Origin of the sequence: Chroococcidiopsis sp., assembly GCF_051657925.1 — a bacterium.
Lineage (GTDB): Bacteria > Cyanobacteriota > Cyanobacteriia > Cyanobacteriales > Chroococcidiopsidaceae > Chroococcidiopsis.
This window is the reverse complement of record NZ_JBOFLP010000263.1, coordinates 1-17,514: the sequence shown is the minus strand read 5'-3', so window position 1 is coordinate 17,514 and position 17,514 is coordinate 1. Positions and strand designations below refer to the sequence as shown.

Genomic DNA, 17,514 nt, shown 5'->3' with positions numbered 1-17,514 from the left:
TTTAGGAAAAACTAATGAATGATTTGATTGAAGATGTAGAACAATTGACAGACTTTCTATATTTGCGAACGCGATTTGTAGAGTATAACCATTACACAACGCTCTATGAAAAGTCTATTGCTTTACAGAATAGCTTGTATGCAATTCGGTTCGAGCTGAAGTGCAGAGAAAAGAACCGCAAAATGTAGAAGGAGAATCGGAAATGGATTTCAAAGTTTTAATTGAACGAATTCATGAGCAAAACGGGTATTGTGGGTTAACACACGATCAATACGCATTCATCCCTGCTTACATGTTTCCAGACGGATTGCAAAATGATTTTTATGACTGCCTTGAACAGTTTGAATTTCCGTTGTATTGGCGAGTAAATCATCACAATGACGGAGATTTAGAACTTCAGTTTTTGAACGGTTCTACAGGTCACGAATCTTATTGCATAAAGAGTTTGATTGAATTTGGCTTGATGTCCGATCGAAATGATTTTGTTTATCTCTGCGCTGGAAGTGCGAAGTACAAATGTTTGGCAGTCCGTACAATTGTTTTGCAAGCGCTAGTTACTGATTTGGTTAAGACGTTGCAACTTAGGAGTTGACATCTTTGAACGATTGGGTTACATTAAAGAAGTTAAGAACAAAGGAGACACACCAAATGAATGATGGTGAATTGACAGTATTAAAAGACGGAACTTATCAAATCGAAACGCGCCAAGGTAAAGTAGTGCTAGGTTCTGTAGATGCGGTTAGAATTGCGTGTGAACTTCTTAAAACCGCTCATGCAAAAGCACAAATTGGCGGCAAAAATTACGACAAACTTAAAGTAATTATTGATGAAGAGTTTTAGATTGTAAAGTAACTTTAGAGATAAATCAAATGAGAATTACTGAAATGGGTGATGGGTTGAATCTAACCCCTATTAAAGTGCGAACGTTTGATATAAAACAGCACTTGACTTTCGAATATATGTCTCTTGATTTGTTGGCTACAAAACTTATTTTGTCAGGAGTTCGGAGATATGAAATGTTAAAAAGTTCCGGTTATCAAGCTGATGTTTACATTCAATATATTTATCTGGAGTGATAAATCATGTTCTGGTTTTTATCTCGAAGTCAAAAGAAAGCAGACAGAAACGGGAATCCACGATCGATAAAGCGATCAATCATTGCACTAATTCTTCTCACGATATCGGTTTGGCGGTTGGATGAGTGTCGAAAGGACTTTCAAAAGAATCAAACAACATATCTCAGGCAATCGATCGTTAGATTGATGTTAAATTGAATACAAAAGAAAAGCCCTACTGATTCACGTTTCAGTAGGGCTTTTTTGATAGGGAGTTTCACAAAATGAAATCAGACGTTAAGCGATGGAGACAAACAAATTAAGCGTCTTCGAGACCTAGATCGATCGAGCTTCCGCCATCAACGCCCGTACCTTCGGGAGACGGTTCAACGACGATCGGCACTTCAGGATCGGGAAGCGTAGGAGGCAATTCAACAGGCGTAGGAAGCGGCTCAGGTTGAGGAGTCGGTTCGGTTGGGACTGGAGTCGGTTCAACAGGACTTTCGAGCGTTGGAACCATTCCCGCTACAGCGTCTTTGACTTTGCCACCCATTGCATTGACACTTTCGATGATTGCATCGAAATCTGCGGAAGGATTGCCTTTAGCCGCTTCGATTGCAGCAGCAATTTCAGCAGATTCACTAGAAACAGTTTCCATGATTGCCAGTCCTGACGACTCAAGAGCAGACATCACATCGCTAAGCTTAGCCATTAATTTAACCTCAGTTTGTTGTAATTGAATTTGAAGTTGCTCGATCGTGGCAACTAAATCATTTAATCCCTGATCACTGTCTGATCCCGCTAGTTGGGCAAAGACCCACTCAGCGAACATCTCTTTAAGCAATTCAGTGTTTGGATTCATGATTTAAAGGGGTTACAGAACGATCGATCGGCTCATCGTCTAAGCCCGTAGCATACTAATTCACTCTTTCTTTATATTAAGTTGTTCTAAACAATCATTCAATCCGCAATTTATATACACAAGAAAAACCACAGGAAGACTCACTCAGATCTTCCTGTGGTTAGAGTATTTTGGTTAGCTGCAATTAATCTAACACAATTTTTTCTCTAAGTCTATTTGACAATTTCGAACGTTATTTGTTATAACAGAGAAACAAACAAGTAATTTTAGGACAATTAAATGCAACTTGACTTGAAGCATCGGACATTTGAAACTAAGCGGGCATTCGATTCTCTAAAGTGGGTCTTAGAACACTGTAAGCTTCAGTCTGATAATCATCTCCACTTTTGCGGCAAAATTCCCCCTTATATGATGAGCAATCTTGCTCTATTGCTGACTCTGGGATACAAAGCAGATTCAGTTGATCCGGTTCTTAAGATGGAGTGGGAGACAGAAGAAAAGACCCACTTTGTTACAATTAGATTTACCATTCCTAATTGTGTTTCTGAGTTTCGGCAATATATCTATTGCGATTGGTATATCAAGCCGAAAGAAGAATCGCTAGCAGCATAAGAAAAAGCCCCTGAGAATCAATCGACTCTCAGGGGCTTTTTCTAAAGTAACTTTAGAGTTATCGTCTTACCAGTCCTCCATCTTTTGGATTATCACCTGTTAATTCATTGATTAATTGTTTGAGCTGTTTAATTGTGGCTTCTGCGGTTTGATGTGCCAAACGATCGTCTTTAGATCTTCGTTCAAGTTCCTTAACGGTTCGATAAAGATCTGCTCTGTCATACGTTGCTTGATCAAGATCTCGTTTCATTTGGCAGAAATCTTTGATGAACTTATCAACAGCGATTTTACGCTTTTCTTCTGCTGCTAAAAGAAAATCACAAAGTGCGTCTTCATTTTTCATTGCTTCCACAAACAAATTGTGCATTTCAACAAATCGTTTATGCAATTTGTTGCCATCTTCCCAGAGTTGTTTGTTGTCTCTGCAAACTGCTGCATATTTCTTTTGCAATTCTTGATGTTCTTTCAGTACGTCTTTGATAGACTGGCTATCGTTCAACGTTAGTCCCGATTTAACATCAAGCGCTTTTAATAGTTTGTTGATAAACAAACCGCTTCGATTGAGATTAAGATGCGCTTGATCGATCGTTGATTCTAGCACCGAAGTATCAGCACCAGCAATTACTTTCACCGTTTCAACTACTTTAGTCTCAACTTGAGTCCCGATTGAACCAAACTTAGACGCTAATAGATTGAACGCTTCGGTGATGAAGATCGATCGAACTTGTTGATCGATCGCTTCTAACATCGTTGCCAGTTCAATCGATTTGTTTGTGACTTCGGTTTTAGTTTGAGCTAGTGCTGAGTTGAGTTGTTCAGTAGTTGGAACGACTGAAGTTAAAGAGACTTCACCTCTTCTCAACTTTGGGAGAACATCCTCAAAAACCCATTTCTGAAACTTTTTTGCAGCTATAGATTTCGAACGAAATATTAAAGCGTATAATCCCGGTTCTGTAACGAAATAAGCCGATCGCCCTTCTGAGATGGTAAATTCTCTAGCGTAATCTATTGCATGAAGTTTAATTGCTTCTGTGGGGTTAGAGAATTCCAAGATTCTACAAACATGAGTTCCACGAAACCATGCTGTTTCGGTTTCATCGAAAATAATCTCCACTTCATTGTCGCCAAAATCAAAAACTTTTAAGCCTGACATATTTCTATCCTAGAAAAATCTACTATGTCTATCATAGGATTTTCTAGTATGAGATACAATGAGTATTTATTACTATTTCAAAACTTCGATTGATTTTCTCAACTCCAGTCCAGAGACCCACAGAACAGCTTGAAACGTTTACGACATCTTAGACGACGCAATCGATCGAGACGACGCTTAGACAGCGCAAAAATCCGCCGATCGTTCGATCTATATTTGGCGGAATGCCTGGTTTTTAGGGTTTTTTGGCAAAAACTGCTATCCTAAATACCGTTTGAAACTAAGGTTTTCAAGCTACTGTAAAATAAGCGAATGCGACAATTTATTTTATTGTCTGTTTGTAGCATTCTGCAAATTTGTTAACGATTTAAGGCTATGAGACAAAATACATAGTTATAGACTTTCGCTAGCATATAAAAATAGTGCTATATTAATAAAGTACAAACATATAGACTCTAAATTTATGAACGTTCCAAAAGACATTAATCCGCATAACTTCAAGTTTCAGCCCCGAAAAACTCGTAAGCTTTTCGAGGAATATTTGGGGCGATCGGTTACTGATCCGACTTATCACAAGTGGGTGAATGACATCGATCGGTTATTCCCCGGCAAAAAACGGCACACGATCGAACATGTAAAGTTACTTTGTGCTGCTGCTGCAATCCGAAAAGATGAACTTAGTAAAGGAATGGTGCTTCAAGCATGTCGATTAAATAAAACAACGATTTTGGGATGCGCCAAACAAATTACAAATTCTCAGTTGTTCAGTTTGGCGTTACAGATTTTGAATCGCAGAAATGAAACTGAAGGTTTGTATTTAGGGAAAGATTTTCCGTTTTATTTTGAGACGATGGATGAAGTCAAGACACACGTAAATTCTTTTTATCGTTGGTCTCAGTTGCACCCGGAACTACCAGCATTCGATCGAAAACGTGAATATACTCAAGATGAATTTAATCAGTGGAGGGAATTTATCTTAAATAAACCGGGACGAAATTTGTTCAAAAAGGTTGAAAGCAAGTGAGACTCAATGTTACACAAATGGTTAACGTATACTATTTTTGTATCCTCCGTTGATGTTACAAAAATAGTATAGTAATTTTAGTTGCCACATTGTCGAAGATGATCTAGAATGAATTCATTGAACAGGAGACACACAAATGAAAATTGCTGATTTACGGAATGCTCTCAAGACGATCAAAGTTACCCACACGCAAGCGGATGTAGTGAACGCTTTGTACGCATTAGGACTTGATTTGGATGCCGTGACGATCGAGCATGTTACATCGATCGCTGATAAGATTAATGAGATGAAGTCTAAAGTAACTTTAGCGACTACTGACCAAAAACCTACAGGACTTGTTACATCTTATGATGCTGGTTCGATCGCCCGTCCAAACGTTGAAGATATCACGCCTCAAATGTCTTCTGAGTATGCAGAATTTTTAGAGTTTCGACGGATGAAGCAAGCGCAAGCGATGATCGATCAAGGAGTTGCTTATGAAGAAGCAATGACCGACACGATTCACGAACAAGCGCACACTCCTGAGAATCAAGCAAAGATCCTCAATTCAAAGATTCGCAGAATGCAAGTGATGAATTTGATCCACGGCAACGAAGCTTATCTTGAGTATCGCAGTCGAATTATGTACTAATGAAGACCCACAAAAAGGAGTTTCAAAAATGGCAGAAATTAACCCGGTTGTTATTGAAGAGTTACAACGAATGATTATTCTTCAAAACAAAGAACGACTAGATGTTTTAATGCGCCCTTCGTTTATGCCACATGCCCATATCTGCAACGTTCTTTCTCATTTGCTTTATCAGCAGTTACAGCAAAAAGCGTTATTTTACGGGCATGTGTTTTGCGATAATCTCGAAAGAAGCGAAATTATTCAACGGCAGATCACAAAGGAGAAAGCAGAGATCCCAGAATTGCTTAAGATGTTGATGCAACAGCGATCGAGATTATTAAAAGCTGGTGTGTGTTGACAATCTGAAAGACCCACGTTATATTAGGTTTGTTACGTAAAATCGAATAATATCCTGAGACACCTTCTAGTGGAGGTGTGCGATTAAAATTGAATAGCGTAACGCAGAGAACCCCTGGCTAAACTAGATAGCATCAGGGGTTTTTTGTATTTAAGGGTTGTTAAAGTAACTTTAATCTTCAGAAGATTCGTATTCACCTGAAAGAATTTTTTCTCTCATTTGTTCGATCGTGATTCCAAACTTGTCAGCCATATACTGCAATCGTTCGTTAATTCTGGCTTCTCTTTCTTGAAGTTTGGCACACAAAAGGGACTGTGCCTGAACGGGGATCGAACGATCGTTTATTGCAGCATCAAGGGTTAGTAAATCGTTGTAGTAAACTCCGATCGAAGGGATCGAGAGTCGTCTATCTTTTTTAGGCATAGTTCCAAATTTGGGACAAAGTTAATACAAAATTGTGGCACATTCTAGCCACTCCTGATATAATAATAACTAGTAAAGTCACTTTAATTCAAGACACAGTATTTAGAGGGAGGTAGCAGGGTGGATGAAACGATCGGATATATTCAGCGTGAGATGCGGAATCGAGGTTATGAGGTTCCGGGTGATGAAATTGGCAACTGGTTAAAGCACTTTGGTGTTTATGCGGTTGATGATGTTGATTCAGACTTTTTGCTAATCGTTGAAAGTTTATCGCAGGGTTGGAAGGTTGCTTCTAGTGGGTCTTCTGCGTCTCAGAAAGACGCACAGATTAATGGTGAATCGGATGTAATGACTGTTGAGAAACTAGATGAAGTTTCTAAGGCGGTCATTGCAGAAGATTCTGAGTTATCGCAAACGATCGAAGGATTGGTTAACAGTATCTCTGCTTTTCAGGTTGATGCGCTGATTAAAGATATTGATCAGATTGCGGCTAGTGCCCCACGAAAGTTTAATCCGGTTGCCATGCCAAACACTTCGATTGGTTTTCAATTACCGGAGCAACATAATCCTGTAGTTTGGGGTTTTGTTTGTGTTATTAGTTTCTTTGTATTATCTGCCATCTCAAACGGAATTCAACGCCATGACTACGAAACACACATTAAGCAACTACAAAACTCTCAAGTCGTCCCAACACCAAACCCACCTCAATTCGACACCATCGAATCACGCTAGTTTAGAGGTTGGCGGTTCTAAAGTAACTTTAGATCCAAATCAACTCACTCCAGACGAACGCTTTTTGCTTTATCAGCAGATGATTGACAATCAACGCCTGATGATGAGTCAGCAAAAGGTAGAGTATACCATTCGAATGGACCCTAATCTGTTTCATGGTTTGGTTTGTCTTTCGATGTTAGCGGGTGCGTTCTTTTTGTTAGTTCAGTCGGTACAAAATCCCCGGATTGAGTATCGTTCGCAGGTTCACCAGACACACATTAGACAGTACTAAGGAGTCTACATCATGCCTTTAATTTCAAGATCGGTAGCACAAGCGGGCGAAAATCTTCGGAATTTAACACTACGATCGGACGCTCAACACGATGTGAAACGATCAGGAGGTGTTACAACCGCTCAAGGCTTACGAGATATGAAAGGTCATATTTCGGAGCGAAGTGCAACGAATCTTTCGGCAACGAAAAAGCAAGCAACGGACGAAATGAAAAAAGCTCGAAAGCTTGAAGCGCAAGCGGATAAGCTGAATGAGTATGTCAGAGGTCAGCAATTGGTTATTCGGCAACAGCAACGAATTGCAGCTATTAACGTTCGTCATAGTGGATTTTTGATGCAAGCTGACGTTCAACAGATGCAACTTTCAGCGCAGCATTCGATGAACGTCGATAGATATGGATTGCAAACGGAGGTTATTCAGGGAGGATCGAACGCTTATCACAACGAAATGCAAGATAATTCCCGTAACTTTCTTGCAATTCTCACAAAATAAGTTGACAGATTTGAATGATATTGATATATTGGAATTGTTCGAAAGGGCGATTCCAATTTTTCGTAAAGTAACTTTAGAGAAGACACACATGAAGCTTTCAACGTTCAAGAATTTCCATTACGGTAATCTGTTTATTTCGTCAGCATTAGCAGCAGGATTTTTTAGTAAGATCCCTGATCTGACGTTGCTATGCTGGTTTGTCTTTTTGCTTGGGATTATCGGGATTATTGGAGCGGTGATTATGGATATCGCTAGGATTAAAGCAGAAGACCCACAAAGCGACGCACCAAAATTATCGATGATGTTAGGAGCGTTAGGGGTTTTTCTTTGGATTGTGATCTTTGTAGTTGGTTTGTTTTCGTTCAATATCTAAAGTAACTTTAGTGGGAGATTTAAGCTAATGGTATTTCAATCCGATAGAGCAAAAGAGATCAGACGGCAACATTCGAATAATCTTACGGTGTTAGCTAGTACGTGTGTGCTGAGTGCAGTGATGACCTTTACGATGCTATCAGGACGATCGCAGTCGAATTCATTTAAGGGGATGAGTATTTTATTCAGTATGTTTGTGTCGGGCGCAGGTTTAGTTGTGGCAGAAAAATCAAAAAAGGTTGAAGCGTTTAATACTTCTGAAGATATTTTAGAATCAACCGCGCAGTCTTATGTATTGGGAACAGAAGCGACGATCCAAAAGATGTTAGCAGAGACAAACGCAAAAGAGCAACAGGCTTGGATTGTGGAATCTTTGCCAGAGTATAAGCAAGCAAGATACGTTCAAGAGTATCAACTTCAGGGGTTAGTGATGCCGTTGCAAGATCGATCGTTGCCACAGGTTGCACAGGCTGGACAGATTCAGTCAACTATTGAGGTTCGTCCCCAGTTGCCTACATTTAACGCTAAGACCGCTCAGATGGTGGATACTAGCTGGATGGGTCATGCATTCTTTTTTGATTCTGGTGTTGTTACGGGAAACAAAGGATCAGGTAAATCTCAGTTACTTGCATTAATTGCAGCGAATATTTTGGCAATCGCCCCCGATGTTGACTTAAAGATTCACAATCTTCATTATGATCCCACTGAATTTAAGTGGTTCCCGAATATGCCTGATGATGTAGAACGATCGTTCTTTATCAAAAATGCTGACGAAATGTATCAGGATATTCTAAACGTAGAAGCGGAAATGAACCGTAGAGTAGATGAAGAAGATTTTAACGGTAGACCAGTGTTCCGAATTTGTGACGAGTTCCAAGCAATGGGGGCAAGACTTGGTAAGGATCGTTTAGAAACCTACGTAAAGGCGATTATTCAAATTAAAAACCAAGGGAGGAAAGCGGCAAGAAAAATTGATGGTAAAAATACTGGAATGAATGTGATTGTAGGAACTCACTCGATTAAGAAAGGACAAACCGGAATCGATGATAGTTTCTTTGATGGTATGGCAATCTTTTTAGGAAACGCTTCTACGCAAGCAAGTGCAGTTTATCCGGGTGATTTTGATATGAAAGACCTTAACAAGCAGATGGAAGCGGTTAAAGGAATTTTAATCGCAAATGGGTTGATGAACCCACAAGACCCACTTCAAGATCGGGCTAGACCTGCGATCATTAGAACAACTAATCTTTCGGTAGCAGTGCGTGTTTTACCTAGACCGGATCTTTCAGGAATTAATTATCAAGTGGTTGACAATTCTAGCAATCCTAAAGTAACTTTAGAGAAAGGTTCTGAAAAAGCGGTGAAAACTCAGGGTGACTGGTTAAAGGCGTTTGTTGATCACGCAAGACAAAACCGAAAGATGCCAACCGATAAAGAAGTTTTTGATTTCTTTCTCGCTAAAACGGGTAAGCATGTCCCTCCTGAGTTCATCGCAGATGTTAAAAAATTAATCGGGGAAGAATTAAGCTAATGGTTTGGGAAAATTCACACGATCCTAGATATCCTGCGAACTGGCAAGCGATATCAATCAGCGCTAAGCGTATGTGTCCGAAATGTTGCTACTGCCTTGAAGCGGATTCTAAAGAGACGCACCATGTTCGATATCGTGATAGACAAGGGTTGTTGTTGGATCGTGTGATCCCAGGTCAAGACATTTTCCCAGTTTGCGAAAGTTGCCATCGAAAATGTCACTCTAAGACAGTGTGGGAAGTGAATAAAGCTGACAACTCTAAAAACAAAAATCGTGCTAATTTAATCGCACGATTAAAAATAGGTTGGATGCTCTGTAAAATACCGCTGTTGACAAAATCCTAAAGTTACTTTAGGATTAAATAGTTACCGATTAGGAATTCATCATGAGTTATTCACAGTATGATTATATCGAGCGTCAGCGTAGAGCGAGCGATGCTTTACGAATGGCGAAAATGCATCAATTGCAAAACCAGTTAATGGACGATACCAACGCTGAGATTGACGCTAGGGAGATGGCAGAAATTTATCGTACAAACCCACAACGTTTTACGGAGATTATGAAACTTCGGGCAGAAATCGAGCAAGCGGGTATGGATGCGTATAGTGCTGAAATGAATGATGATGCGATCGATGCTGAAGTAGTTGAAACAAAACCGATCCAAAAGCGGTTACCGTTTGGTGGATTATTCGGTTAAACTATGTGTGTGTTTGTTTCTGGTCTAAGAGGATGCCCCTAGATTTCTAGGGGTTTTTTTGTGGGACATCAAAAAACACCAAAGTAACTTTAGATTTACGGTTGTAATTTCGAAAAGAGTTTGTTATATTGAATTTGTTGAAAGAAACGAATCCCACAAAGACCCACAAAAATTATCATGGCATTAGCACAATTAGATTTCAAAGCGGTACAATCTGAGGAAATGTTCTCAGGTGTTGAATATATTTCTGCACAAGATGCGGTAGAAACATTTCAAAGTTTACCGAAAAGTCTTTACATTCGTGGTGAAATCGATCAAGATTCAGTAGAAACTTATCTTACCGATTTAACGTTTCCGTTAACTGGCAATCGTGTTTCGATCCGGGTTGTAGATCCGATCGTTGTTTTCAAGTTAACAGACGCGCAGATTGTTGCATGGGGTTTAGGCGAAGATGTCAAACCTGATGTAATTTATATCCTGAATGGAAACAATCGCGTTAACGCTTTGAAGTCTGCTTTATCTTCGGAACAAAAAGGGGCTGAGTTTGCGCCTGTTCCTTACACGGTTTTGAACAACGAATTACTAAGTTTGGATCTTATTTATTTGCTCCAAACGAAGTACAACGATACGACAAAGCAGCATTCAAATGTTCAGAAGACGATCGCTGTAGCGAACATGTTGACTCGTTTCCACGAAGCGGGGATTTCTCCTGGTGATGCTCGAAAGCGAGTGATGAAGCTTTTGCCGTGGGAGATTTCCGACAGCGTTATTTCTCAGGCGAAGAAGTTTACGTTTATTGGTTTGTCTCCTGAGCAAATCGAAGAACGTGAGTTTATCTTTAAGTTTTACAATCTTGGTGTATTTAGTACCGATTCGGTGTTAACGCTGATCCAAACGGCAGAAGCTAACGATTGTTCTATTCCTTACGTTGTGGATAGCTTGCTGAAAGCGATCGGAGTCACACAAGAGAACGGCGATATCAAACCGATCGGTAAGCGACAGATCCAAAACTGGCGTAAGGACTTTGAAGCGAAGCTGAAAGCGGGTAAAATCGCGGAAGGTGATGACGCAACGGCAACGGATGAAACGGCTAAGAAGCCTAAGAAAGAACCAAAGACCTACACTCCTGAAGTGGTTCATTCGGCAGAAAGTAACATCCAATCAGCGATCGACACCTCTTCTGTGATTGTGGTTCGTCCTGAAGAATCGCCCGATGTTGGCACTCATTATCTACGATCGATCAAACAAATGGTTAAGATTTTGTTTGACGTGTCTGGAGTGGTTGATATCGAAAAAGCTCAAACGGTCTTCCAGGAATTGTCTAAAGTTACTTTAGAACTTTTGAACGATCAGGCTTTAATGAGTCGTTTGTCTCCTGAGTTGAAGGTGAAAGTGGGTGAGACTTCTAAGAAACTTGAAACTGAATTGTTTAAGATCTTGGAAGAGAAAGACAAACCGGGTGAATCTTCGGAAGAGTCTGCGGACGCTGAGACAGAAGACGAATTTATTGATGATGTCGATCAATCGATTGACGCGATCGATGAAGAAGAGGAAGAAGACGAAGACCTTGAAGACGAAGACCTTGAAGAGTATGAGGAGGAGGAAGTAGAAGCGTAAGGGATAGGAAGGAGAATAGTCGGTAAGTGCGTCTCTTTCTCAGTGGAGGAGGCGCTTTCTTAGTAGATAGGGAGTTCAAATCATGTTATGTTTTGTTCAAGACAAATACGTTAAGGAGTGGCTAATTCTAGCCAAATGGGACGGTAAGAAGTGGGTTGTATTGCCGGGTAGGATTCCGTATGAAATAGAAGACAGTCGCTTTCATAGCGCTCTTAAGCACACTTACAATGGATTTCGCTTTTATCCTGAGAGCGCAAGGCAAAAGCTAGAAAAAGCCAAACCGATTTATATATCGGATGAGACGATCGATAAAATCGAAGCGATGCTAGAGAAGTCTGCGCCTCTTGTGCCAAAAAGACTTGATACACGAGAGTTCTTTATGAGTCAAGTCTTACCCGAAGAAAGACTCACAAAGAAACAGCTAGAGGAGAAGCGGATCGCTGATTTGAAAGCGAAGCGCGATCGATTGCTTGCAGAACTAAGAGCGAGTAAAGTTACTTCAGATTGTTAACGCATAGGGAGATGAAGCAATGTCATTGAATGAAAATCAGATTAAGCTTAGGGTTGTATTAAACGAACACGGGATCGAACTTGACGATAATAAACTGATTGAGTTGTATAATGCTATCCAAAAGAAAAATGTGATCAGTGTGACTCCTGACAATTTTTCGGTTGCCATCCAGTCGATTCGGACACGAAGGAGCGCAGTAAAGTTATCTCAAAATGGGATCGCTAAGTTGCTAAACAAGTCTGAAACGACGATCGGAAGCTACGAAAAGAGCGGTTACCTGGATGCAACGGCAAGGGATATTCTAGAAATTTTAAGAGAGATGGAAAGACGAACCCTGTAAATTGATTGAAAGTTTCTGACAAAAGGCGTACAATTAATGTGCGTCTTTTTTCGATCTTGACAATCTAATAATTGTTGTGTAAGAATAAAATTGAGGTGATTTGATGAAAACCGTTTATCGTGCTAAAGTAAATCGGGACAAAAACCACAAAACGATCGTGGATGCGCTAGAATCTTCAGGGTACACCGTAATTGATTTGGCAATGGTCGGAGGCGGATGCCCTGATATTTTAGTTGGGATTCGATGTGATTCAGGACGACGCTTGAATATTCTAATCGAGATTAAACAGAACGTATCATCGAAAGTGCAACCGGATCAAGAGACTTTCCAAGCTGATTGGAACGGACAGCAAACTACAATCTACTCACCACAGGATGCAATCATCTTATGCAATCACTACAAAAAGAAGTGCTAAAGACCACCATCGAAGTATTCATCGAATGCGTTAAGCACGATCGTGCTAGTGTTCAGAAAAACTTTAACGATGTTACGATCGATATTAGTTATGACGGGCGAACTATTAAAGTAACTTTAGGAAGCGCGGGATACACAGTTAGAGAGATGGCGATTACAGCATCAAAACAAGAGTATGAGTTGTGTCGTTCTGAGCTAAAAATCTAGCTTTAAAAAAGTGGGTCTTTCCATCCAAGAAAGACCCACTTTTTTGTAATTCGGTTGGCATACCCCAAAATTCTTGCTATACTTGAGAAACAGTAATCAAGGTTTTGAAAATGGTTTCAGTTTTAGCGGATCGGGAATTTCAGTATTCGGCTTACGACGTTTCTAAGAGCGTTAAGATTCACGAATCAACGCTGAATACTTGGGTTAGAATGAACATGCTTGTAGAGGGATATCATTATAAAACTGTTCCTAGTCGATATGGAAAATTAAGACGCTTTAATTTGAAAGCAGTTAGTGATTATGTTGGCAGTCGAAAAGGTTCAAAACTGAATGATAGTATTTCGTTGAATGAGTTTGTGAGGCTTCCTGAGAAAGTCCTTAAGGATCTTCGATCGGATACAGGGCAAGTTACTGAATTGATGCGTGAAACGATGAAGAATATCGGAGTTGAACTTAATATGAACTGGGAACAAACCCGCATTTGGTTGGATAAACACTATCCGGGTTGGCGTGGTTACGAAGTGACATACAAAGATGGATCGAAAGGCTAAAGTTCTAAAGTAACTTTAGGTGCGTCTTTCTCAGGAGAGACGCACCTTTTTAATGGGAATCTAAAATGAAATCAGCACGTAAAGCATTCGACTTTTATCCAACAGAAACTTGGGCAAGCGAACTTTTAATTAATCGAATCGATATTCAAGGAAACCTTTTCGAATGTTGTTCGGGACAGCATCACATCACGAAAGTATTGCGGACTCTTCCGGGATCGACCATCAAGACAAACGACATCAACCCTGATTGTGAAGCTGATTACAATCTCGATTTAAGTTTGGCTGAGAATTGGAAGAAGTTCGATCGGTTTGACTGGGTTATTACCAACCCACCTTTTAAGGTTGCGTCTCCGATCGTTCAGTCATCTTACAAAAATGCTAAAGTTGGTGTGGCGATGTTGTTAAGATTATCTTTTTTAGAAGCTTGTGAAAACCGAAAAGAGTTTTTGATGAAACATCCGCCAACTAATCTGATTGTGTTGCCTCGAATGTCATTTACAGCCGATCGAAAGACTGACAGCGTAACCTGCGCTTGGATGATTTGGGATAAGCGCCAATTTTGGGATAGCGACGCGATTCAAATTTGCAGCAGAGATTAAAGGATGATTAAGATTTCTTTCGAGCGCTCTTAGACGGGCGCTTTTTTGCTGTCGTAGATTTTGCCCACTTCTTCAATGAACGTTGCTTTTTGGTTGGCGAAGATTTGTAGCTTCCGCCTTTTGCTTTGTATGCTTTTGCTAGCATCTGCGCTTTTGTTGCCGTCCATTGACCAGCTTTTCCGCCTTTGCTGGATGCTTTGATTTTCTTAAGAAGTTTAGCGCGTAGTTCCGGTTTGGTATAGTTTGACATAAAGTTACTTTACTTTTTAATGATTCGAACGCGATCGATTAGTCTATTTGAAACTGCCACAACTGCGCCTGTGTGTGTCTCGTAGATGAATGTGATTCGCCAAGTAATTTTAACGACTTTCCCGGCGATCGTTTTGCCATCTGCGTAGATGATTTCAATCTCTGAATCAGCGTAGTATAATCTCTCAAAAATTATTAGTAATCCTGAGAGGAAATCACTGATTAAAAGGTTGCCTCCAATTCCTAGAACTAATGCTACGATCGCACCAGCACCTAGAAATGCGCCAACATTAACGCCCCACACCGAAAACATCGTCACGATCCCTAAAGTGTAGATTGCGTATTTTCCTGTGTTGGTTAGGATTGGATAGAGAGTTTTTGCAAACTGTATGTCTTTTGGAGAAATTTCTTGATTGATATGGGATAATCGCCACGCTTCCCAGGCATTGAGAAAGGCAATCAAAAAAACACACGAAATCAGCACTAAATAACTCTTAAGCCCTACCAAAAGTAACCCGTGAACGTTTTCCCAATGAAGCCAACTAGGAAGCGCTACAAGAGCGTAAAACGCTAAGCCTCTACCCAGATTACGGATGTCGCTAGCAATTTCGACAAACCACGCTAACACTAAATTATTCGGTTGTAATTTCTCGAAACGATTCCCGATCTTTTTTGTCAGCACACGGATAAAGACAAACGCGCCAACACCCGCAAATATTTGGAGTACTAAAGTAACTTTATCAAAGCTTAAGAAATCCTGAAGTTGGAACATTATCGTTACGGGCACGTCATAATAGATCGTGAGTAATGGTAACGGTAGATGAAGCCTTTTTTAGTTGCAATTTCTCTGATTGTTTTTGCTACTGGCGTTAAAGTTCACGCTGAATTAGTGGCAATTCAAGTGAAGCCTGTCGTTACTAACGTGAGTCCCTAGTGTTTTGCTCTTGCGTGGTTCTTTGACCTTGGCGTTGCGCTTCTTTTTTGACGACGGCATCTTTAATTGGATCGTAAACGTTAAGTAGATTACGGGTACGATCCAATTCTTTTCTAAGATACTCCATATAAGCCTGTGGAGGCTTACCAAGATATTGTTTGTAATTGAAGTTGCGATTACTGATGCTTGCCTTACGGATCGAGTAATCAAGTGCAAATGAATTCAAGTTTGAAAAAACCATTGCGTCTAGTGTGTCCTCCCATTGATAGACGTGATTCGTCAAATCAGGAACAGCCGTTCCAGATGCGAAAAAATAAGCCGATCGTAATCGCCCAATACAAAAATTGATGGTGGTTTGGCTAGCTGGATTTTTCGGATCGAAGTCTTTTGCATTGCTGCAAGATGCTTGCATTGTTTTGTCAATTTCGATTAATTCAGCTTTGATTCTGATGTTATCTTGCTGAATTTTTCGTAGGTCTTCCAATGCTGAATAAGCATTACCATATTCACGAAATGCATTTTTTATGGTATAGATTACTCCGAAACAAAGTAGGAAAATAAAGACAAACTGGATGATTCTATGAGTCGTTTTTGAAATGCGCCCGCTTAAAATTTGTCGCATAATTAAACATCTCTATCGATACTGATCCCGTCTTTCTGAGCAATTCGCTTTAAGATTAAAGTGTTTGTAAAAATAGCATCTTCAATCTTTCTAACTCGTTCAGTAATCCCACCTTTGACAACTACCACATACATACAAACGCCGAATCCGATCGATGCTGATAAAAGATTATCAGCAACCACTTTCATGATAATCGTCCAGGGGTTGATGTCCCTGGGGATTTCAACCTGTGCCAATACCGGGAATGTGAACACAAAGAAGACACACTTGATTAACATTAGTCCTATTAAAATGTTTAGAGCGTTTCGAGCTTTCATTTTCTAAAGTTACTTTAGTGTGATAGGTTGACGAAGTAACATTTTCAATTTATCGTAAACAGGTTTTTCTTTGAAATCATAAGACAGTAATCCGAAGTTTAATTCAGGATTTCTTAAATCAATTTTTTCATCTACTAACTCATAGATGAAAACTTTTTGCAATCCGACTTTTACGTATTCCTTGATTAGCAGTTCTAACACTCGTGGCGTTTCGTAAACGCTTCGATGTCGTCCGTCTCCTGGGAAGTTGCCGATCGCGTTATGAAATCCGGTTTCAGTACAAACGATAAGATTATTTTCGGAAATCTTTGCCGCTTGCTCCATCCATTTCCATTTCCATGTTTGATCACAAATTGGATCGCCCATATCAGGATAAGCATGGATATTTCCATATTCGCAAGGAAGTTCCCCTAATTCTTCCGATCGAAATTGCATCGCCAGTGAAGGCGCGTAGAAAGGAATATGCTGCGTTAATGGGTGTGTCTTCCATGCTTTGTAACATTGTTCATGAAACGCTTTAACACCATCGGGGAACGGACAAATAGCAAGCGGATTCGCGTCTAATTCGTTACTACCTTCGATCGCTTCGATGTAATGCAGATGCGGTAGAAGTGTATTGACTAAATTTTCGGGTGTATATCCATCACGCGGATCAATCACTAACGTTACTTTGATCCCAAGGTTGACAACTTGCTTCAATGCATTGAAAAAGTATTCGTTTTTACCCCCATCTCTAATGCGTTTAATTCCAAGTTCGCGCAGATGATAAAGGACGTTTGGCAAGTCTCCATAAGCAGTATCGGTGTATCTTAGGTGCGTACAAAGACCCACATAATCAGCGTAGGTTTTGATCGGGATTTGCGGGGTTTTCTTTGATTTTTTGGATTTTAGCATTTTCTAAAGGCGGTTTAGTCAATGAATTAAGTACTGAAGTTTTTCAAAGTTCGTTGATCGGTGA

The 17,514-nt window shown here is 40.1% G+C and carries 26 protein-coding genes; 18 read left to right on the top strand and 8 right to left on the bottom strand.

Annotation, left to right across the window (positions count from 1 at the left end):
• Nucleotides 1-14: 14 nt before the first annotated feature.
• The 3 genes from ACRC32_RS21690 to ACRC32_RS21680 are packed head-to-tail and all read left to right on the top strand — an operon-like array spanning nt 15 to nt 840.
• The gene (locus ACRC32_RS21690) at nt 15-188 is read left to right on the top strand and encodes a hypothetical protein (RefSeq protein WP_438555913.1); all 174 of its coding nucleotides are present in this window, start codon (nt 15-17) and stop codon (nt 186-188) included.
• 14 nt (nt 189-202) lie between these two features.
• Nucleotides 203-592 carry a hypothetical protein gene (locus ACRC32_RS21685; protein WP_438555912.1) on the top strand — a complete coding sequence of 130 codons (390 nt, stop codon included), beginning with the start codon at nt 203-205 and terminating at the stop codon, nt 590-592.
• Between the two features lie 56 nt (nt 593-648).
• Entirely contained in the window at nt 649-840 is a 192-nt protein-coding gene (locus ACRC32_RS21680) for a hypothetical protein (protein WP_438555911.1), read from the top strand.
• 534 nt (nt 841-1,374) lie between these two features.
• On the opposite strand, the gene ACRC32_RS21675 is transcribed toward ACRC32_RS21680, so the two are convergent.
• On the bottom strand, nt 1,375-1,917 hold the full coding sequence (locus ACRC32_RS21675; protein WP_438555910.1) for a hypothetical protein: 543 nt from the start codon (nt 1,915-1,917) through the stop codon (nt 1,375-1,377).
• Between the two features lie 279 nt (nt 1,918-2,196).
• On the opposite strand from ACRC32_RS21675, the gene ACRC32_RS21670 reads away from it, so the two are divergent.
• On the top strand, nt 2,197-2,529 hold the full coding sequence (locus tag ACRC32_RS21670; protein WP_438555909.1) for a hypothetical protein: 333 nt from the start codon (nt 2,197-2,199) through the stop codon (nt 2,527-2,529).
• Nucleotides 2,530-2,587: 58 nt separating this feature from the next.
• Here ACRC32_RS21670 and ACRC32_RS21665 read toward each other — a convergent pair whose 3' ends face one another.
• Nucleotides 2,588-3,682: a BRO-N domain-containing protein gene (locus tag ACRC32_RS21665; RefSeq protein WP_438555908.1), complete on the bottom strand. Its 1,095-nt coding sequence runs from the start codon at nt 3,680-3,682 to the stop codon at nt 2,588-2,590.
• A gap of 463 nt (nt 3,683-4,145) precedes the next feature.
• Between ACRC32_RS21665 and ACRC32_RS21660 the strand changes: the two genes are divergently transcribed.
• The 3 genes from ACRC32_RS21660 (at nt 4,146) to ACRC32_RS21650 (ending at nt 5,674) form a co-directional block, all read left to right on the top strand.
• On the top strand, nt 4,146-4,706 hold the full coding sequence (locus tag ACRC32_RS21660; protein ID WP_438555907.1) for a hypothetical protein: 561 nt from the start codon (nt 4,146-4,148) through the stop codon (nt 4,704-4,706).
• A gap of 136 nt (nt 4,707-4,842) precedes the next feature.
• A complete protein-coding gene (locus ACRC32_RS21655) occupies nt 4,843-5,337 on the top strand; it encodes a hypothetical protein (protein WP_438555906.1) in 495 nt (164 codons plus the stop codon).
• Nucleotides 5,338-5,365: 28 nt separating this feature from the next.
• On the top strand, nt 5,366-5,674 hold the full coding sequence (locus ACRC32_RS21650) for a hypothetical protein (protein WP_438555905.1): 309 nt from the start codon (nt 5,366-5,368) through the stop codon (nt 5,672-5,674).
• A 171-nt stretch (nt 5,675-5,845) separates the two neighbouring features.
• On the opposite strand, the gene ACRC32_RS21645 is transcribed toward ACRC32_RS21650, so the two are convergent.
• A complete protein-coding gene (locus tag ACRC32_RS21645) occupies nt 5,846-6,097 on the bottom strand; it encodes a hypothetical protein (RefSeq protein ID WP_438555904.1) in 252 nt (83 codons plus the stop codon).
• A 120-nt stretch (nt 6,098-6,217) separates the two neighbouring features.
• Between ACRC32_RS21645 and ACRC32_RS21640 the strand changes: the two genes are divergently transcribed.
• The 11 genes from ACRC32_RS21640 (at nt 6,218) to ACRC32_RS21590 (ending at nt 14,434) form a co-directional block, all read left to right on the top strand.
• On the top strand, nt 6,218-6,829 hold the full coding sequence (locus ACRC32_RS21640) for a hypothetical protein (RefSeq protein WP_438555903.1): 612 nt from the start codon (nt 6,218-6,220) through the stop codon (nt 6,827-6,829).
• Nucleotides 6,830-7,115: 286 nt separating this feature from the next.
• Nucleotides 7,116-7,595: a hypothetical protein gene (locus ACRC32_RS21635; protein ID WP_438555902.1), complete on the top strand. Its 480-nt coding sequence runs from the start codon at nt 7,116-7,118 to the stop codon at nt 7,593-7,595.
• An 88-nt stretch (nt 7,596-7,683) separates the two neighbouring features.
• Nucleotides 7,684-7,968, top strand: coding sequence for a hypothetical protein (locus ACRC32_RS21630; protein WP_438555901.1), 285 nt, complete (start codon nt 7,684-7,686; stop codon nt 7,966-7,968).
• A 27-nt stretch (nt 7,969-7,995) separates the two neighbouring features.
• Nucleotides 7,996-9,498 carry a hypothetical protein gene (locus ACRC32_RS21625; RefSeq protein WP_438555900.1) on the top strand — a complete coding sequence of 501 codons (1,503 nt, stop codon included), beginning with the start codon at nt 7,996-7,998 and terminating at the stop codon, nt 9,496-9,498.
• 385 nt (nt 9,499-9,883) lie between these two features.
• Nucleotides 9,884-10,195 carry a hypothetical protein gene (locus ACRC32_RS21620; protein ID WP_438555899.1) on the top strand — a complete coding sequence of 104 codons (312 nt, stop codon included), beginning with the start codon at nt 9,884-9,886 and terminating at the stop codon, nt 10,193-10,195.
• Nucleotides 10,196-10,372: 177 nt separating this feature from the next.
• Nucleotides 10,373-11,812: a hypothetical protein gene (locus ACRC32_RS21615; RefSeq protein WP_438555898.1), complete on the top strand. Its 1,440-nt coding sequence runs from the start codon at nt 10,373-10,375 to the stop codon at nt 11,810-11,812.
• Between the two features lie 82 nt (nt 11,813-11,894).
• Nucleotides 11,895-12,323 (top strand): hypothetical protein, encoded by a 429-nt coding sequence (locus tag ACRC32_RS21610; protein WP_438555897.1) that lies wholly within the window; start codon nt 11,895-11,897, stop codon nt 12,321-12,323.
• 19 nt (nt 12,324-12,342) lie between these two features.
• Nucleotides 12,343-12,663 carry a hypothetical protein gene (locus ACRC32_RS21605; RefSeq protein ID WP_438555896.1) on the top strand — a complete coding sequence of 107 codons (321 nt, stop codon included), beginning with the start codon at nt 12,343-12,345 and terminating at the stop codon, nt 12,661-12,663.
• 387 nt (nt 12,664-13,050) lie between these two features.
• On the top strand, nt 13,051-13,284 hold the full coding sequence (locus ACRC32_RS21600; protein WP_438555895.1) for a hypothetical protein: 234 nt from the start codon (nt 13,051-13,053) through the stop codon (nt 13,282-13,284).
• Between the two features lie 110 nt (nt 13,285-13,394).
• A complete protein-coding gene (locus ACRC32_RS21595; protein ID WP_438555894.1) occupies nt 13,395-13,835 on the top strand; it encodes a hypothetical protein in 441 nt (146 codons plus the stop codon).
• Between the two features lie 65 nt (nt 13,836-13,900).
• Nucleotides 13,901-14,434 (top strand): hypothetical protein, encoded by a 534-nt coding sequence (locus ACRC32_RS21590; protein WP_438555893.1) that lies wholly within the window; start codon nt 13,901-13,903, stop codon nt 14,432-14,434.
• Nucleotides 14,435-14,441: 7 nt separating this feature from the next.
• Here the strand turns inward: ACRC32_RS21590 and ACRC32_RS21585 are convergent, their stop codons facing one another.
• The 5 genes from ACRC32_RS21585 to ACRC32_RS21565 all read right to left on the bottom strand — a co-directional run bounded on the left by ACRC32_RS21585 (nt 14,442) and on the right by ACRC32_RS21565 (nt 17,450).
• Nucleotides 14,442-14,684 carry a hypothetical protein gene (locus tag ACRC32_RS21585; protein ID WP_438555892.1) on the bottom strand — a complete coding sequence of 81 codons (243 nt, stop codon included), beginning with the start codon at nt 14,682-14,684 and terminating at the stop codon, nt 14,442-14,444.
• Nucleotides 14,685-14,693: 9 nt separating this feature from the next.
• Entirely contained in the window at nt 14,694-15,455 is a 762-nt protein-coding gene (locus tag ACRC32_RS21580; protein WP_438555891.1) for a mechanosensitive ion channel domain-containing protein, read from the bottom strand.
• 145 nt (nt 15,456-15,600) lie between these two features.
• Complete coding sequence (locus ACRC32_RS21575) at nt 15,601-16,239, bottom strand: hypothetical protein (RefSeq protein ID WP_438555890.1); 639 nt, start codon at nt 16,237-16,239, stop codon at nt 15,601-15,603.
• A 2-nt stretch (nt 16,240-16,241) separates the two neighbouring features.
• Nucleotides 16,242-16,475: a hypothetical protein gene (locus ACRC32_RS21570; protein WP_438555889.1), complete on the bottom strand. Its 234-nt coding sequence runs from the start codon at nt 16,473-16,475 to the stop codon at nt 16,242-16,244.
• A 90-nt stretch (nt 16,476-16,565) separates the two neighbouring features.
• Complete coding sequence (locus tag ACRC32_RS21565; protein ID WP_438555888.1) at nt 16,566-17,450, bottom strand: hypothetical protein; 885 nt, start codon at nt 17,448-17,450, stop codon at nt 16,566-16,568.
• Between the last annotated feature and the right edge of the window lie 64 nt (nt 17,451-17,514).

What these genes read in the sequence shown, in the direction of transcription:
- ACRC32_RS21680 (WP_438555911.1), top strand. Translation starts at nt 649, where the DNA reads ATGAATGATGGTGAATTGACAGTATTAAAAGACGGAACTTATCAAATC.
- ACRC32_RS21660 (WP_438555907.1), top strand. Translation starts at nt 4,146, where the DNA reads ATGAACGTTCCAAAAGACATTAATCCGCATAACTTCAAGTTTCAGCCC.
- ACRC32_RS21610 (WP_438555897.1), top strand. Translation starts at nt 11,895, where the DNA reads ATGTTATGTTTTGTTCAAGACAAATACGTTAAGGAGTGGCTAATTCTA.
- ACRC32_RS21600 (WP_438555895.1), top strand. Translation starts at nt 13,051, where the DNA reads ATGCAATCACTACAAAAAGAAGTGCTAAAGACCACCATCGAAGTATTC.
- ACRC32_RS21590 (WP_438555893.1), top strand. Translation starts at nt 13,901, where the DNA reads ATGAAATCAGCACGTAAAGCATTCGACTTTTATCCAACAGAAACTTGG.
- ACRC32_RS21670 (WP_438555909.1), top strand. Translation starts at nt 2,197, where the DNA reads ATGCAACTTGACTTGAAGCATCGGACATTTGAAACTAAGCGGGCATTC.
- ACRC32_RS21615 (WP_438555898.1), top strand. Translation starts at nt 10,373, where the DNA reads ATGGCATTAGCACAATTAGATTTCAAAGCGGTACAATCTGAGGAAATG.
- ACRC32_RS21605 (WP_438555896.1), top strand. Translation starts at nt 12,343, where the DNA reads ATGTCATTGAATGAAAATCAGATTAAGCTTAGGGTTGTATTAAACGAA.
- ACRC32_RS21580 (WP_438555891.1), bottom strand. Translation starts at nt 15,455, where the DNA reads ATGTTCCAACTTCAGGATTTCTTAAGCTTTGATAAAGTTACTTTAGTA.
- ACRC32_RS21585 (WP_438555892.1), bottom strand. Translation starts at nt 14,684, where the DNA reads ATGTCAAACTATACCAAACCGGAACTACGCGCTAAACTTCTTAAGAAA.
- ACRC32_RS21690 (WP_438555913.1), top strand. Translation starts at nt 15, where the DNA reads ATGAATGATTTGATTGAAGATGTAGAACAATTGACAGACTTTCTATAT.
- ACRC32_RS21675 (WP_438555910.1), bottom strand. Translation starts at nt 1,917, where the DNA reads ATGAATCCAAACACTGAATTGCTTAAAGAGATGTTCGCTGAGTGGGTC.
- ACRC32_RS21565 (WP_438555888.1), bottom strand. Translation starts at nt 17,450, where the DNA reads ATGCTAAAATCCAAAAAATCAAAGAAAACCCCGCAAATCCCGATCAAA.
- ACRC32_RS21575 (WP_438555890.1), bottom strand. Translation starts at nt 16,239, where the DNA reads ATGCGACAAATTTTAAGCGGGCGCATTTCAAAAACGACTCATAGAATC.
- ACRC32_RS21630 (WP_438555901.1), top strand. Translation starts at nt 7,684, where the DNA reads ATGAAGCTTTCAACGTTCAAGAATTTCCATTACGGTAATCTGTTTATT.
- ACRC32_RS21650 (WP_438555905.1), top strand. Translation starts at nt 5,366, where the DNA reads ATGGCAGAAATTAACCCGGTTGTTATTGAAGAGTTACAACGAATGATT.
- ACRC32_RS21635 (WP_438555902.1), top strand. Translation starts at nt 7,116, where the DNA reads ATGCCTTTAATTTCAAGATCGGTAGCACAAGCGGGCGAAAATCTTCGG.
- ACRC32_RS21645 (WP_438555904.1), bottom strand. Translation starts at nt 6,097, where the DNA reads ATGCCTAAAAAAGATAGACGACTCTCGATCCCTTCGATCGGAGTTTAC.
- ACRC32_RS21625 (WP_438555900.1), top strand. Translation starts at nt 7,996, where the DNA reads ATGGTATTTCAATCCGATAGAGCAAAAGAGATCAGACGGCAACATTCG.
- ACRC32_RS21665 (WP_438555908.1), bottom strand. Translation starts at nt 3,682, where the DNA reads ATGTCAGGCTTAAAAGTTTTTGATTTTGGCGACAATGAAGTGGAGATT.
- ACRC32_RS21655 (WP_438555906.1), top strand. Translation starts at nt 4,843, where the DNA reads ATGAAAATTGCTGATTTACGGAATGCTCTCAAGACGATCAAAGTTACC.
- ACRC32_RS21620 (WP_438555899.1), top strand. Translation starts at nt 9,884, where the DNA reads ATGAGTTATTCACAGTATGATTATATCGAGCGTCAGCGTAGAGCGAGC.
- ACRC32_RS21595 (WP_438555894.1), top strand. Translation starts at nt 13,395, where the DNA reads ATGGTTTCAGTTTTAGCGGATCGGGAATTTCAGTATTCGGCTTACGAC.
- ACRC32_RS21685 (WP_438555912.1), top strand. Translation starts at nt 203, where the DNA reads ATGGATTTCAAAGTTTTAATTGAACGAATTCATGAGCAAAACGGGTAT.